The 14,472-nt window shown below is 36.4% G+C and carries 12 protein-coding genes; 6 read left to right on the top strand and 6 right to left on the bottom strand.

Going from position 1 to position 14,472, the window contains the following annotated elements:
• Positions 1–19: 19 nt before the first annotated feature.
• The 4 genes from MT489_RS06315 to MT489_RS06300 form a co-directional block, all read right to left on the bottom strand.
• Entirely contained in the window at positions 20–535 is a 516-nt protein-coding gene (locus MT489_RS06315) for an acyl-CoA thioesterase (protein ID WP_244680690.1), read from the bottom strand.
• 175 nt (positions 536–710) lie between these two features.
• Entirely contained in the window at positions 711–1,586 is an 876-nt protein-coding gene (locus tag MT489_RS06310) for a LysR family transcriptional regulator (RefSeq protein WP_370876376.1), read from the bottom strand.
• A gap of 289 nt (positions 1,587–1,875) precedes the next feature.
• Positions 1,876–3,762, bottom strand: a complete 1,887-nt coding sequence (gene nagE, locus MT489_RS06305; protein ID WP_244680688.1) for an N-acetylglucosamine-specific PTS transporter subunit IIBC — start codon at positions 3,760–3,762, stop codon at positions 1,876–1,878.
• A 255-nt stretch (positions 3,763–4,017) separates the two neighbouring features.
• Positions 4,018–4,494 carry an RrF2 family transcriptional regulator gene (locus MT489_RS06300; protein ID WP_244680687.1) on the bottom strand — a complete coding sequence of 159 codons (477 nt, stop codon included), beginning with the start codon at positions 4,492–4,494 and terminating at the stop codon, positions 4,018–4,020.
• A gap of 197 nt (positions 4,495–4,691) precedes the next feature.
• Here MT489_RS06300 and hmpA point away from each other — a divergent pair, with 197 nt between their 5' ends.
• From hmpA to MT489_RS06285, 3 genes are all read left to right on the top strand, one after another.
• Complete coding sequence (gene hmpA, locus MT489_RS06295) at positions 4,692–5,912, top strand: NO-inducible flavohemoprotein (protein ID WP_244680686.1); 1,221 nt, start codon at positions 4,692–4,694, stop codon at positions 5,910–5,912.
• A 415-nt stretch (positions 5,913–6,327) separates the two neighbouring features.
• Positions 6,328–7,104 carry an ABC transporter ATP-binding protein gene (locus tag MT489_RS06290; RefSeq protein WP_244680685.1) on the top strand — a complete coding sequence of 259 codons (777 nt, stop codon included), beginning with the start codon at positions 6,328–6,330 and terminating at the stop codon, positions 7,102–7,104.
• Positions 7,091–9,013 (top strand): FtsX-like permease family protein, encoded by a 1,923-nt coding sequence (locus tag MT489_RS06285; protein WP_244680684.1) that lies wholly within the window; start codon positions 7,091–7,093, stop codon positions 9,011–9,013. The genes MT489_RS06290 and MT489_RS06285 overlap by 14 nt, the downstream gene beginning before the upstream one ends.
• A 216-nt stretch (positions 9,014–9,229) precedes the next feature.
• On the opposite strand, the gene MT489_RS06280 is transcribed toward MT489_RS06285, so the two are convergent.
• Positions 9,230–10,237 carry a sensor histidine kinase gene (locus MT489_RS06280; RefSeq protein WP_244680683.1) on the bottom strand — a complete coding sequence of 336 codons (1,008 nt, stop codon included), beginning with the start codon at positions 10,235–10,237 and terminating at the stop codon, positions 9,230–9,232.
• Entirely contained in the window at positions 10,234–10,908 is a 675-nt protein-coding gene (locus MT489_RS06275) for a response regulator transcription factor (protein WP_244680682.1), read from the bottom strand. Before MT489_RS06275 ends, MT489_RS06280 begins: the two co-directional genes overlap by 4 nt.
• Before the next feature lie 507 nt (positions 10,909–11,415).
• Between MT489_RS06275 and MT489_RS06270 the strand changes: the two genes are divergently transcribed.
• The 3 genes from MT489_RS06270 (at position 11,416) to MT489_RS06260 (ending at position 14,397) form a co-directional block, all read left to right on the top strand.
• Complete coding sequence (locus tag MT489_RS06270) at positions 11,416–12,762, top strand: MATE family efflux transporter (protein WP_244680681.1); 1,347 nt, start codon at positions 11,416–11,418, stop codon at positions 12,760–12,762.
• A gap of 145 nt (positions 12,763–12,907) precedes the next feature.
• A complete protein-coding gene (locus MT489_RS06265; RefSeq protein ID WP_244680680.1) occupies positions 12,908–13,402 on the top strand; it encodes a DinB family protein in 495 nt (164 codons plus the stop codon).
• 230 nt (positions 13,403–13,632) lie between these two features.
• Complete coding sequence (locus tag MT489_RS06260; RefSeq protein ID WP_244680679.1) at positions 13,633–14,397, top strand: TolB family protein; 765 nt, start codon at positions 13,633–13,635, stop codon at positions 14,395–14,397.
• Positions 14,398–14,472 lie beyond the last annotated feature (75 nt).

Raw genomic sequence — 14,472 nt, 5'->3', positions numbered from 1 at the left:
TTCTCCTTTCAAAAAATGGTTAATCCCAAGGCTTGTCCAATACAAGATTGGATACAAGTTCTTTATTTTGTTGCCTTTTTAATTTCCGTATTTTTTCACGTTCTTTTCCAGTTTCAAAAAGATATTTTTCCTCTTCAGTCTCTGGAATAATGCCTGGTACTTCAATCGGTCTTTTATTTTCATCGAGTGGAACGAAAGTGAGGAAGGCAGTAGTGGCAATTCTACGTTTTCCTGTTTCTAAATCTTCGGCAATGACCTTGCAAAAAATCTCCATTGATGTTTTTCCTGTATAACTTACAAATGATTCGATACAAACGGAATCACTTTGTCTGATTGGCTCGATAAAATTGACCGAATCAGTTGAGGCGGTAACACATTCCTTCACCCTTGAGTGTCTGCGAGCAGATAAAGTTGCACAGGCGTCCATCTTTTTCATTAAGACTCCGCCGAATAATGTATGATAATTGTTCAAATCATTAATTAGAACCTGATCAGTTTGAACAACACGTGTTTCTTTCATTTTTTTTGCTTCCATGAAGATATCACCCTTTTATTAGAATGTATTTCGAAAATATGGTGATGTAACGTTTCACATCGGCAATTATAGTTCTGTTGATTAAGAATGTACAATGCCAATCCTACATAGGGTTCATAACGATTTAACATGAAAGCGGTTAGGGAAAAATAAAAAAGCTGCCTATAAGGAAAGCTTATGTTGAACTGTTTTCATTAAGATTTGTGAGCTTTGATTTAGCGAAGCGGATAAATTCCTTGGCAATCTGAGGTAAGTACGCATCTTTTTTCCATATGAGTGCCAGATTCCACTCAATCGTGGGATTCGTAATAGTAATAGTATGTAAATGGCTAGTTAATTCAGCACATGTACTTTCCGGCAGTAGTGTAATGCCAAGATTAGAAGCGACCATTTCTTCAATAAAATCTAATTGTGATGTTTCTGAGATTATATTAGGTTGAAAACCTGTTTCCAGACAGGCTGTTAAAATTAAATTTCTTAGCTCGAAATCCTGATTAAACATAATGAATTTTTCTTTTTTTAGTTCATCTAGTGTTATTTCCTCTTTTTTAACAAGAGGATGGGAGGAAGGAACAACAAGCTTTAAAGTCTCATTAATAAATGAAAAGTAATCAAGTTGATTATGATCGTCAGGAAGAACGATGACCCCTATATCTAGTCGATTGTCGATAATCTTTTCCTCAATTAACTTCGATCCATCTTCTTCTAATTGAAACGTCACGTCGGGATACTCATGATGGAAGGAGGCGAGAAGTTCGGAAAAAAAGAAAGAATTAGTAATGGTAGGCAACCCGATGCGTATATGTCCTTTTTTCGGAGTAAGTAAATTGCCAAGCTCCGTTTTAAGCAAATCAACTTGTTTCACAATGATGTGGGCATGTTTGAATAGAACGTGACCTGCATCTGTCAGAATTAGCTTTTTACGAGAACGGACAAAAAGAGGTGTGCTTAATTCATCCTCCAATGATTTTATAATTCTGCTAAGCGCAGGTTGTGTAATATATAAATTTTCAGCTGCCTCGGTAAAACTGCCAGTCCGGGCTACTTCCATAAAGTACTCTAAGTATGTCGTTTTCAATATGTTCAACACCTTTGTATACAGAAAGTGATTTTACCTAGTTTATCATATACAAAAAAATAAGGTGATTTTTGAAAGCGAAAAGCCTTCAGAAGGATTCCGAAGGCTTTCATTGTTAAGATCCAGGCGCCATCGACTCGAGATCAAAAACCCGAGCCACTAAAAAGTAACTTTTGGTGGCTCAGAACATTTGCTTGTCGAAGGTAGCAGGCGTTTTGCACACTTCATCTAGATTGTATAGAAATTCCAATCAAGTTGATCATTATTCAATCGAAATAATCCCTTCATTTCCTTGCTCTACTATTCCTTTTTTCTTTACGTTTATCTTCGTTAAATTTGTAAAAATAATCGGCGTAATTGTGGATGTTGCGTTCTTTTTAATATAGTCCAAATCAAAAGTAAGAATTTCTTGTCCTTTTGATACGGAATCGCCATCTTTTACATGTAAAGTAAACCCTTCTCCTTTTAAGTTGACGGTATCAATTCCGACATGGATCAAGATTTCATAGCCTTGTTTAGACATAATTCCGATGGCGTGCTTTGTCGGGAAGACATTCATTATTTCCCCATCTACAGGTGATACGACCGTTCCTTTTTCAGGGATAATTGCAAAACCATCGCCCATCATTTTTTGAGAGAAGACTTGATCTGGAACATCCGTAAGAGGAATTACCTCTCCAGTAATTGGCATCACAAAATCCTTTTCTGTTAGCGGTAAAAGGTTATTCGTATCAGGAGCAACATCGCAGGAATCAGATTCGGTAAACTTTACATTGTCCATATCCATCTTTTTCATTGCATCCGCAACAAATTCAACATCAGTTCCAACAACGACTTGAAGATTTGTTTTGCTTAGTTTAGAAATTCCCTTTGCACCATGTGCTTTAAGGGCGCTATCCTGGACTTTGTCCATGTCTCTTATGTTCAAACGGAGGCGAGTTGTACAGTTGTCGATAGCGGTTATATTATCACGGCCACCAAGGTCATGGATGAATTGATATGCCATCCGTTCATACTTATTGCCGGATGGACTTACAACTTCATCTGTGTCCTCAACGATTTCTTCATCCTCACGTCCTGGTGTTTTAAGATTTAGTGCTTTAATTAAGAAATAGAAGATGATGAAATAGATGGCTGCATAAATTAATCCGATAAGCAATAAAAGTACCGGTTTTGTAGCAATATTAAAGTTTAGTAAATAGTCGATTCCCCCTGCTGAGAACGTAAATCCATCTTTTATACCAAGTGCAGTTGTTAGCCATAAAGAAACCCCAGTTAAAACAGCATGAACTCCATATAGTAACGGTGCTACATACATAAAGGAAAATTCAATTGGTTCTGTAATCCCTGTAATAAAGGAAGTTAGCGCAAGACTAATGAACATCCCAAAAACGGCTTTCCTTCTCTCAGGTTTGGCTGCCGCAATGATGGCAAAAGCGGCTGCCGGCAAACCAAACATCATAATCGGGAAGAATCCTGTCATATAAGTTCCCGCTGTCGGGTCACCAGCAAAGAACCTTGCAATGTCCCCGGTTTTCCCATTAAATTCTCCGAATTGGAACCAAAATAAACTATTTAACACGTGGTGAAGACCTAGCGGGATGAGCAAGCGATTGAAGAATCCGAACAATCCTGCTCCAGCTGCACCAAGTCCAATAATCCAGTTTCCTAAACCATCAATAGCATTTTGAATAGGGGGCCATCCAAATCCAGCGATAAACGCTAATACAACCATAACAAGAGAGGTGATTATCGGTACAAAGCGCCTGCCACCGAAAAATCCTAACCAATCAGGTAATTTTATATCATGGTAACGATTGTACAATGAACCGGCAATGATTCCTGCAATGATTCCACCAAGAACGCCCATATTAATTGATTCATTAAGCGCTTTTGCCCCTTCTGTCAGCACCAAATACCCAATGGCTCCTGCTAAAGCGGCGGCTCCATTGTTATCCTTAGAAAAGCCAATGGCAACGCCAATCGCAAAGATTAAAGCTAAATTATTAAAAACAGCGTTTCCGGAATTGGCTATAAACGGTATATCCAATAAATCAGGTTGTCCAAATCGCAAAAGCAGCCCTGCCGCTGGCAAAACAGCAATTGGAAGCATTAATGCCTTACCAATCCTTTGTAAAAAACCTAGCATGAATGATTTCCCTCCTATTATTAAAAATAAAATATGTAGCGATCAAGTTGATTTTTATCAATCTGTTGCTATGTAAGTTCTTTACCCGGATCTTTTATTAAATATCGTTGAGTAATAGTTATTTATCACGAATATTAAGGATATTTTTCCAAAGTATATATAAATTATGCGATAACAGCTGGATAGGAAAAGTCCGTCAGACATAAAGAATGCTCCTTTGTAGAAAGATTTATCTACAAAAAGGAGCATTTAAAGTTAATTATCTTTATTTTTTTTTGTGGATGAAAGGTCAATATCTCCAATCCCCAAAAGGGTTCTATAGTTTTCGGGCTTTACTACTAAGTCAGCTAATGAATATTCATCTAAAACAGCAAGGTAAGCATCTAAGGCTTTATATAGTACATGTTTTAAACCACAAACTGGAGAAATAGCACAATAGGCATCTCCCTTTTCAAAGCAAGGAACAAGGTGAAAATCTTCCTCTGTTTTCCGGACGATTGTCCCGATATTGATTTCACTTGGGGGGACAGCCAACTTAATGCCGCCACCACGACCGCGGATCGTAGTAATCACTCCCATTTTTCCTAGTTCGTGAATAATTTTCATTAGATGGTTTTTCGAAATTTGATAAGCCGCAGCAATTTCTGAAATATTGGATAGATTCCCTTTAGGCTTTGAGGCAAGAAAAATAAGCACTCTTAAGGAATAATCTGTATAATTTGTCAGTCTCATGTATTCACCTACTTGGGTTCATTATACAATTTCTGCAGAAAAGGTTAAATGGAATGATTTAGTTTGTTCAATATTGAACATTTAAAGTAATTTTTGTGACAGTTTTATAAAAGCTTTCTCAAGAGGATTGTTAAAAGTATATGAGAAGATGTACATTAAAGATGTATTTTAAATATATGTTTAAAGGGGTTTTAAAAATGGCACTCTCAAAAAGAACGATAGATATTATTAAATCTACTGTCCCTGCATTAGAAGTACATGGTGTTCAAATCACGAGTGTTTTCTATAAAAAGATGTTTTCCGCCCACCCGGAATTATTAAATATATTTAATCATGCAAATCAATCACAAGGCCGTCAGCAAACCGCACTTGCGAATATGGTTTATACCGCAGCAAAACATATAGATCAATTAGAAAACATTCTACCTGCAGTTCAACAGGTTGCTTACAAGCATCGCGGGCTAGGGGTAAAACCTGAACATTATCCGATTGTTGGGAAATACCTCCTTATTGCTATCAAAGAGGTACTTGGTGAAGCCGCAACCGAGGAAATATTGGAAGCATGGGGAGAAGCATATGGCTTCATAGCTCAAGCATTTATTGACCTAGAAGATGAACTTTATGAAAAAGCCAAAAACCAAGCTGGTGGTTGGGATGGATTCAAGGATTTTGAAGTTGTCGAAAAGGTAAAAGAAAGTGACGTCATTACGTCTTTCTATTTAAAACCTTCGGATGGTAATCAGGTTCCAACATTCAACCCAGGGCAATATATTACGGTCAGAGTTCATATTCCAGGTGAGCATTATTCATTAAATCGCCAATACAGTCTTTCTGTTTCGCCTAATAAGGGATACTTCAGAATTTCAGTTAAAAAAGAAACAGATTTTGTTCCTAATGGTAAAGTATCGAATTATTTGCACGACCATGTGTCTGAAGGAGATACATTAGAAGTTAGTGCACCTGCTGGCGATTTCCATTTAAATGAAAATGAGGATGCCCCTATCGCATTAATTAGTGGTGGAGTAGGATTAACGCCGATGATGAGTATGCTTGATGCATTGGTGCAATCAGATTCGAAAAGAAAGGTAACCTACATTCATTCTTCAAGACATGAAGGAGTTCACGCATTCGCAGAGGATGTACCTACTATGATTTCCAAGTTAGAAAATGGTGAATTTTATTTTGGTTATGAAAAGCCAATGAATCCAAATGGAAATCATCATTTCACTGGATATCTTACAAAAGAATTTTTGCAAAATAAAATTGATGAAAATACAGTCTGCTATGTTTGCGGTCCGGTTCCATTTTTGAAAGCTGTTGTCAATATACTTGAAAGTCTAGGTGTTCCTGAGAACAATATTCGTTACGAATTTTTTGGACCAGCCATGCAATTACAAAAAGAAAAAGCTACTGTTTAAGTAAGAATTGTCTCATGATGGGTGATTTCCTTTGATTGAGACATTTTTTTTGTATTCTTTTTTACTTAGGCTTAGCTGTAATGCAGGCGCTATGAGATTTGAGTCTAATAACCCGAACTGCTAAAAATTCAAAGAGCTGACTTGGGTTGACCAGGAGATTTGCTTATCGAATATAGCGGTTGCTTTGGGCTTTTCTATTGTCTAGCTCAAGGCGCCGTGGCTCGAAGTCAAATTACCTGAGCCAATGAAAGGCAAAGAGCGCCTTTGTCTTAGAACATTTACTTATCTCCTCTTGCGCACTTTATAATAAGTTACAAAATTGTAAGGTTAGAGGATAAATTGTAAGGATAAGTTATGGTTGAGCCTCCTCGTTTCTTTTATAGTAGGTTTATAAGATAAATGAGGGATTGATGAAATGGAAAATCATATTGTTTTAGAAGCTGCCAATATTAAAAAGATTTTTGGTTCGAAGGGAAACATACACACTGCATTGGATGAAATCGAGTTAGATGTGTATAAAGGTGAATTTGTAGGAATTATGGGTCCATCAGGAGCGGGGAAATCGACCTTGTTAAATGTTTTATCAACCATTGATGAACCTACTTCAGGAAAAATTTCGATAGATGGCCAAAACATTCTTACATTAAAAGAAGAAGAATTAGCTGATTTTAGAAGAGATAAATTAGGTTTTATTTTTCAGGATTACAACTTAATTGATACTCTAACAGTAAAAGAAAATATCATTCTCCCACTATCCTTAGCAAACGTACCTTATTATGAAATCGAAAGTAGAGTGGAGAGAGTTTCTAAAGCGCTCGGCATTGAAAATATTCTACAATCTTATCCTCATAGCATTTCCGGAGGCCAGCAGCAAAGAACGGCAACAGCACGGGCAATTATTACAAACCCAAGCCTGATTTTTGCAGATGAGCCAACAGGGGCGCTTGATTCTAAGTCTGCCTACATGCTGCTTGGAACGCTCGCCGAATTAAATGAACAAGAGAAAGCAACAATTTTAATGGTAACTCATGATGCTTACGCAGCGAGCTTTAGTAACCGTGTTCTATTTATTAAGGATGGATCGATTTTTACAGAAATCAGAAAAGGTGATCGTAGCCGCAAGCAATTTTTCGCGCAAATCATTGATATCCTCGCTACCCTTGGGGGAGGTGGGCACCATGACGTTATTTAACCTTGCCAAAAAGAATATAAAGCTGAATACGAAGCACTATTTACTGTATTTTTATCCGATGGTATTCAGTATTGTCATTTATTTCACATTTGTATCGCTTCAGTATAATAAGCAAATTAATGAATCGGCATCTTCCCTTGGGAAAGTCCAGCCTGCTTTTATGGCAGCATCTGTTTTGCTGTTATTGTTTTCAGCGATCTTTATTTGGTATTCAAATAACTTTTTTATAAGAAAACGGAAAAAAGAAGTAGCGCTCTATTCCTTATTCGGGATGCGGAAAAAACAGGTTGGAAAACTCCTTTTTTATGAAAATCTCATTATGGGAATCGTCGCTCTTGGGATTGGAATGGCGATTGGCGTCCTTTTGTCTAAGCTCTTTACAATGCTTTTGATAAGGCTAATGGGGTTCAAAATTATCGCAAACTTTGAAATATCCTCTGTAGCAGTCGTTCAGACGTTAATTGTTTTTATAGTGATTATTGTCGTGACATCTATTCATAATTACAGGATGATTTACCGTTATACGTTATTGGATTTGCTAAAAGCTGATAAACAAGGTGAAAAACAGCTCAAAGTATCAAAAGCGGCCGCTATAGCGTCTCTACTGGCACTTGGAGCAGGATATTATGTTTTGCTCCAACCAAGTGATTTAGGTATTTATATTGAATATGGATTCGGAGCCGTCCTATTTTCCCTGCTAATGATCTTAATTGGGTCTTTTCTTTTTATTGGCTCCGTATTTGCAGTACTTTTAGAAAGAATCTTGAAAGTAAAAAGGCTTTATTTTAGAGGAACAAATTTAATGAGTGTTTCCCATCTGCGTTTTAGAATGAGAGGAAATACTCTTATATTATCTATGATTGCGTTATTGAGCACGTTTACTCTTTTTGTTTTAGGGGCTATTTTTGGCTTACATCATAACGTTACTTCGATGGCTGAAACCAATTATCCGTTAAGTCTCATGTATACATCACAAAATAATGAGATGGATGATGAAATAGCTAGATTATTGAAGGAGAGTAGACAACACGAGATTCTCTTTTCGGCTCGTGTTGAGTATATAGAGATTGAAGCTGATCTTTCCGAAATAGGAAGATGGTCAAATCAGTATCCAGTTATGCTTTTATCGGAAAAGGATTACCAACGTCTAGCTGAAAAAATTGGAAATCATAACGAGGTCGTCGGGAAGGATAGAGCCCTTATTTTTAATGATGGAAATATTAATCAAAATACGGATCCTTATACAGGCAAAACGGTTACGATTATGAATCATGCGTTTACGATTCAAAAATATGTAGAGAAGCCACTGCTAAATCAAACTTATTATGCTTTACCAATGGTCATCAATGATGCTGACTATGAGCAGATCAAAAAGCACGCCATCGTCAAAGAATTGCAAGTTTATAAAGTGAAAAACGAGAAATCCATGGATACATTAATAAAGGATATTCAAGATGTAGTTTTTAAAGATTTCGAAGTTGATCAAGATTCTATGATATTTTCTTCTTTTTTTCATGAATATCAACGTGGAGTGGAAACATATGGGTTGCTCATTTTCATAGGCGGCTTTTTAGGTATTGTCTTTTTGCTCGCCACTGGCAGCATGTTGCACTACAAACAGCTCACAGAAGCAACCGCCGATCAAGGGCGCTATATCGTGTTGCAAAAAATTGGCATGGGCCCGAAGCAAATTCAAGTAACAATTGCCAAACAATTGCTACCTGTCTTTTTACTGCCATTAGTGATTGCTATTCCAAATAGTTCATTCTTAATTACCGCACTTGCCAGGTTTTCAGAAATGAACTTGCTCCTGCCATTTCTAAGTACCATCGCTATTTATATGGCAATTTATTTGGTGTACTATTTTATAACGCTAAGAAAATATAATGTAATTGTAAATCGCTCCTAGTATTGGATAGCAAACGTCTAATTGAATTGTAAAACATCTAATAGAGCAATCAAAACGTCTAATAGAATCGTAAAACATCTAATAGAAACATCAAACATCAAATGTGCTGGTGAAATCACAAATAGTAACTCCAAAACAGTCTATAAATTTTAAGGGATTCCAATCCCCTATCCGGAAAAATATGAAAGTAAGGACGTGAACCAATTATTCACGTCCTTATCTATGACTATATTCCTCTCGTAACAAGTCAACGGTTTTTGAAAAATAAATAGAGGCTTCAGTATAGCTTCCTTCTCTAGAATGAATAGAGAGTTGATGTCCTAATTTAGTAGCGATTTTATTAGCGAGATATAGCCCCATCCCGGTCGAGGCGGCAACCTGTCTTCCGTTTTTGCCTGTAAATCCTTTTTGAAAAACTCTAGGCAAATCTTCAGAGGGAACTCCCATTCCGTTATCACGAATGATGATTCTTCTTTCATTTTGTTGGATATGTACCGATATTTCCCCGCCACCAGGTGTATACTTTAAGGAGTTTGATAAAAACTGATTAACGATAAATAGAAGGCCTTTTTTATCCGTTAAGACTTCCAATGAGGTTAGGTCCAATTGAATTCTGATTTTTTTAGATAAAAATAGCTTTCGATTCCCCTTGATGGCTTCCTTGATGATTTGTTCTACATCAATTTCCTGAATGAAATAATCTTTGCTAAAATCACTCGTTCTATTGTAATACAGTGCTTGTTCGACTAAATGGTCAATTTTTCCTATTTCCTCTTCTAGACTACTTGAAAGCTGGTCTGTCTCAATCATCATTTTTGTGACAGAGATGGGCGTTTTAATTTCATGCACCCATGATGTCAAATATTCATGAAATTCCTTTTGTTCCTTTTTTATGCTCTCAATCTTTTGTTCATACTGTTGCTTGTGAGTGTTTAATAGTTCAATGAATAATTTCTCTTCGGATTTGCTCTTTTGTGAAGGTTCTAAAATATATCCGCCTTCTATTTTTTCTTTTAATTCACGATAGAATTCTTTTTTCTTGCGATAATCATATAAAAAAAATAATGAAAAAAGAAGGGTCAATATGAACAACAAATAGAGTAGATTGCTTAGATGAATGTGCATGTTTGGATCTAGCCAAATAATGATAGATATGAAAGCTAATGCTAAGAAAAAAATGAGTAAAAGCAACCTGTTATCACGAAAGTAGTTTTTCCAACTCATTGTAATAAGTATCCTTGTCTTTTTTTAGTAGTGATAGCATTTGCTACTCCAATTTCTTCTAGCTTTTTCCGTAGCCGATTCACATTTACCGTAAGAGTATTATCATCAATAAACTGCTCATCCTCCCACAATGCCCGCATGATTTCATCACGTGAAATAATCTGACCTGTTTTTTTCATCAAGAGGTAAAGAATCTGAAACTCATTTTTAGTGAGGGATACCTTTTTGCCCTTGCTTTCGACAAAGGAATTTTGCAGGTTCAGGGTAAGCTCACCAACCGTAAGTATATCTTTTTCCGAATGTTGAAAGAAGTTCGATCTTCTAAGTACTGCATTCATTTTTGCTACCAATACTTCTAGTGAAAATGGTTTTTGAATATAGTCATCCCCACCCATATTCATTGCAATAACTATGTCCATGCTTTGTGAGCGGGATGAAATAAAAATAATCGGTACATCTGAAAGTTGACGAAGCTTACTGCACCAATAAAAACCATCATTTCCAGGTAGGTTGATATCTAGAAGGATAATGTGGGGATTTTCCTTTAACGCTATTTGATCAATAAACTCGAAATTTTCAACCAACACGGGCAGGAAACTCCACTTTGCTAAATATTGACCTATTAGGTTTCTTAATTTATGATCATCTTCAATAATTAACACCTTGTACATGTTCATCACCTAAATTAAGTATACAAAGAGGGGCCATAATTTAATAGAGGCTTGAATATGAATAGAAGAGCATTTTTGTATCCACTTGTTGAAATTTTCGTAAATTGGCAAGTTCCTCTCCAATTAGGTGTTCGAACTTTATTCTTCCTTTTATTTTGCTAGAAGATAATGCTCAATCCCAACTAATATCAGTTCAAGTCCAAGGTCAAAGTCATCTCTATAGAGTTCTTACCTGAATTTTCTTCTATATAGGCTCCTGACTTCATAACGGGGTAAAGGTCGGAATCACGTTTTTTGTAACTATCTTAAGAGCAGCGCTGTAATTAAGACCACTAATTTCATAAGGAAGTTTCCAAGTTTAAATGGGATATGTTCATGGAAAGGAGGAAATATATGAAAATACTGTAAATTTCACTTAAACCAGAATCATAAATAATCAAAAAAAAGAATCTTTTTCCAAAAAAACAAGTATAATAGATTTGATACTTATGATAGGGGTACAACACGATGATGAAAGAATGGAAAAAGATATTATTACTTGCGATTCCGTCGATTGCCTCGTTTGCTTCATCGACGCTTACGGGAACTATAAATTTAATTTTAGTTGGTCATTTAGGAGCGATGGCTATTGCCATTGTCGGGGTCACGAATATTGTAATGTATAATGCTTGGGCATTGTTTTCGGGTATTGGACATACCACGAATTATTTAGTTGCACAAAATTATGGATCGAACGACATGAAAAAAGGGATTGAACGAACATATATTGCCTTTTATCTTTGTTTAGCAGCCAGCGCTTTTACTTTATTAGTTGGATTGCTATTCCCAGAAGGAATTTTTAAGGTGTTGGGAAGTTCACCTGAAATGATAGAAGAAGGTAAAAGTTATTTGCAAATTCGTTTCTTTGCAATGGCTTTCTCCATTTTTACATTTGTATTTCATGGATTTCTACGTGGTATAGGAGATACAAAAACGCCAATGATTAGCACAATAATTGGCGGGGCATTAATGATTTTTTTCACATATGGACTAACATATGGAAAAATGGGGCTTCCTGAAATTGGATTAGTTGGTGCGTCGATTGCTTTTTTAATTGGAGAGGTGGTTACTTTTCTAATTTGCGCATATATCTATTTTATAAAATTGCACCCAGAGTATGGAACGCGCACAAGAATTGCTTTTAATCGATTAGAATCAAAATTAATCATTGGAGAAAGTTCTAAGCTAGGCATCCAGGAATTCTCCTTAGCAATGGCAATGTTCGTATTTACAGCCTTTGTCACAAGATTAGGAACAGAAGCATTGGCCGCAAACGAGATTGCTTTAAGTGTGATGAGCTTTGGCTTTATGCCTGCCTTTGCATTCGGGTCTACTGCTACTATTTTAGTGGGGCAAGAGATTGGAAAAGGAAAACCTCTTAATGGCAGAAGAGCGGGTACAAACACGGCCATTTTAGGATGTATATTTATATTGTTGCTTGGTACTATTGAATTTTTCTTTGCAGAACAAATTGCAAAGATTTATACCAAAGATCCACAGGTCTTCCATTTGACGGCTAAACTTATTATGATCTCAGCATTTTTACAAATCTTTGATGGATTATTGAACTTCTACGCTGGAGGTCTGCGCGGAATAGGTGACACTTCGTTCTTGCTTAAAATTTCACTGATACTAGGATGGATTTTATTCGTTCCACTAAGCTATATACTGACCTTTACATTAAATCTAGGCAGTGTAGGAGCATGGATTTCATTATACGCGTATTTAACAGTGTTCGGGATTAGCGTGATGATCCGTTTTTATCGCACAGATTGGATGACGGTTAGGTTAAAAACAGTGAAAAGTGAAAACTAAATTTTCTTCAAGAGCCAAGGTACAAAGAAATTACTTCTTAGCCTTGGTTCTTTTTAGCGTTTCCCTATAATGTTTTTTCAGTGGTAAGGAACATATGTTTGTTATATGTTATACTTTTCTTAATTGATTAATGGAGTGTGAAAAAATGAATCCTGATAAAATAATTGCTGATTATGGTCAATTTTCATCATGGTTAAACACTTTGGAAGGAATGGAAGAAACTTTATGGCTTAAACCAATAACAGAAGGTAAATGGTCTATTAGTGAAATAATAGCTCATATTATGAATTGGGATCATCATCTTTTAACGGAAGTGCTCCCAGCAGTACGAAATGAAAAGGGAATAGAATTTCCTGATTTTGATTCGTTTAATAAAAAAGCATCTGAATATGCAACGTCTGGAATTTCAAAATCAAAACTTCTTGAAGAAACAAGGGATAGTAGAGAACAACTAATAAAAGAACTTAACGAGATGCCGATTGAAATATTAACTAAACACTTACCAACAAACGGCGTAACCCATTGCCCGCATACAGGAATTCCATATTCGCTTATATATATTGTTAAGGAATTTACAGATCATGATCATCACCACATAAGACAAATTACTCAATTTTTAAATGAAAATAATAAGGACTAATTGAGTTGTTATTTGATAAATGCAAAGTTGCTTCTTAATTTGATATAAAATGAAGGTTTTTGGAGTTTTTTATTGAATTTATTAATGGTCGGAATTAATTTAAAAGGGGGAAGAAGATGGATACATTAAAAAATCCATCCGGCTTTCAAATGCGGGAAAATACGAGAAGTTTCTTAGAAATAATAAATATAGAAACCGGCGGGAGAAGAACACTGGCAGAGTTTGATTATGTGATTGAGGCGCCTAATTGGACGCGTGATGACAAGCTTATTTATAACAGTGGAGGTCTTATTTACTCTTTCGACATCCATTCTCTTGAAAGCACTGTCATTGATTCGGGGTTTGCTAATTTTTGCAATAACGATCATGTATTGTCGCCTGATGAGGCCCATATTGCTGTGAGCCATCACACATTGGAAGATCGACATTCGCGTATATATATTTTGCCATTCGAGGGTGGGAATCCGACACTGATTACACCGATGGCACCTTCCTATTTGCACGGCTGGTCGCCGGATGGAACAACTTTGGCATACTGCGCTGAGCGTAATGGGCAATATGATATTTATACTATTCCCGCAACGGGAGGAGAAGAAAAGCAATTAACGGATACTCCGGGGCTGGATGATGGACCAGAATATTCTCCGGATGGCAAACACATATGGTTTAACTCAACGCGCTCAGGTCTAATGCAAGTTTGGCGTATGAATGCGGATGGCAGCGATCAGACTCAGATGACATTCGAAGAAAGTAATAATTGGTTCCCGCATGTTTCTCCGGATGGCGAAAGTGTGGCCTATATTACTTATCAAAAAGGCGATGTTGAGCCTGGCGATCATCCACCAAATAAAGACGTAGAACTACGTATAATGCCAAGTTCAGGCGGTGATTCTCGTTTACTAGTAAAACTATTTGGTGGGCAAGGTACAATCAACGTGAATTCTTGGTCACCGGACAGTAAGCACCTTGCTTTTGTAAGTTATGAACTTACGTGATTTATGAAAAATAAGATAGACCTAAGTAAAGCGCTTAAATAGATAGATTGAGTTAGAAATACATATAAAAGGGAG

The sequence above is a fragment of the Lederbergia wuyishanensis genome (assembly GCF_022900255.1).
GTDB classification, from domain to species: Bacteria; Bacillota; Bacilli; order Bacillales; family Bacillaceae_C; genus Lederbergia; species Lederbergia wuyishanensis.
This window is presented reverse-complemented; position numbering and strand designations above follow the sequence as displayed.

Coding starts and splice junctions, on each gene's coding strand:
- MT489_RS06315 (WP_244680690.1), bottom strand. CDS start 535: ATGGAAGCAAAAAAAATGAAAGAAACACGTGTTGTTCAAACTGATCAG.
- MT489_RS06310 (WP_370876376.1), bottom strand. CDS start 1,586: ATGGAAGTAGCCCGGACTGGCAGTTTTACCGAGGCAGCTGAAAATTTA.
- nagE (WP_244680688.1), bottom strand. CDS start 3,762: ATGCTAGGTTTTTTACAAAGGATTGGTAAGGCATTAATGCTTCCAATT.
- MT489_RS06300 (WP_244680687.1), bottom strand. CDS start 4,494: ATGAGACTGACAAATTATACAGATTATTCCTTAAGAGTGCTTATTTTT.
- hmpA (WP_244680686.1), top strand. CDS start 4,692: ATGGCACTCTCAAAAAGAACGATAGATATTATTAAATCTACTGTCCCT.
- MT489_RS06290 (WP_244680685.1), top strand. CDS start 6,328: ATGGAAAATCATATTGTTTTAGAAGCTGCCAATATTAAAAAGATTTTT.
- MT489_RS06285 (WP_244680684.1), top strand. CDS start 7,091: ATGACGTTATTTAACCTTGCCAAAAAGAATATAAAGCTGAATACGAAG.
- MT489_RS06280 (WP_244680683.1), bottom strand. CDS start 10,237: ATGAGTTGGAAAAACTACTTTCGTGATAACAGGTTGCTTTTACTCATT.
- MT489_RS06275 (WP_244680682.1), bottom strand. CDS start 10,908: ATGTACAAGGTGTTAATTATTGAAGATGATCATAAATTAAGAAACCTA.
- MT489_RS06270 (WP_244680681.1), top strand. CDS start 11,416: ATGATGAAAGAATGGAAAAAGATATTATTACTTGCGATTCCGTCGATT.
- MT489_RS06265 (WP_244680680.1), top strand. CDS start 12,908: ATGAATCCTGATAAAATAATTGCTGATTATGGTCAATTTTCATCATGG.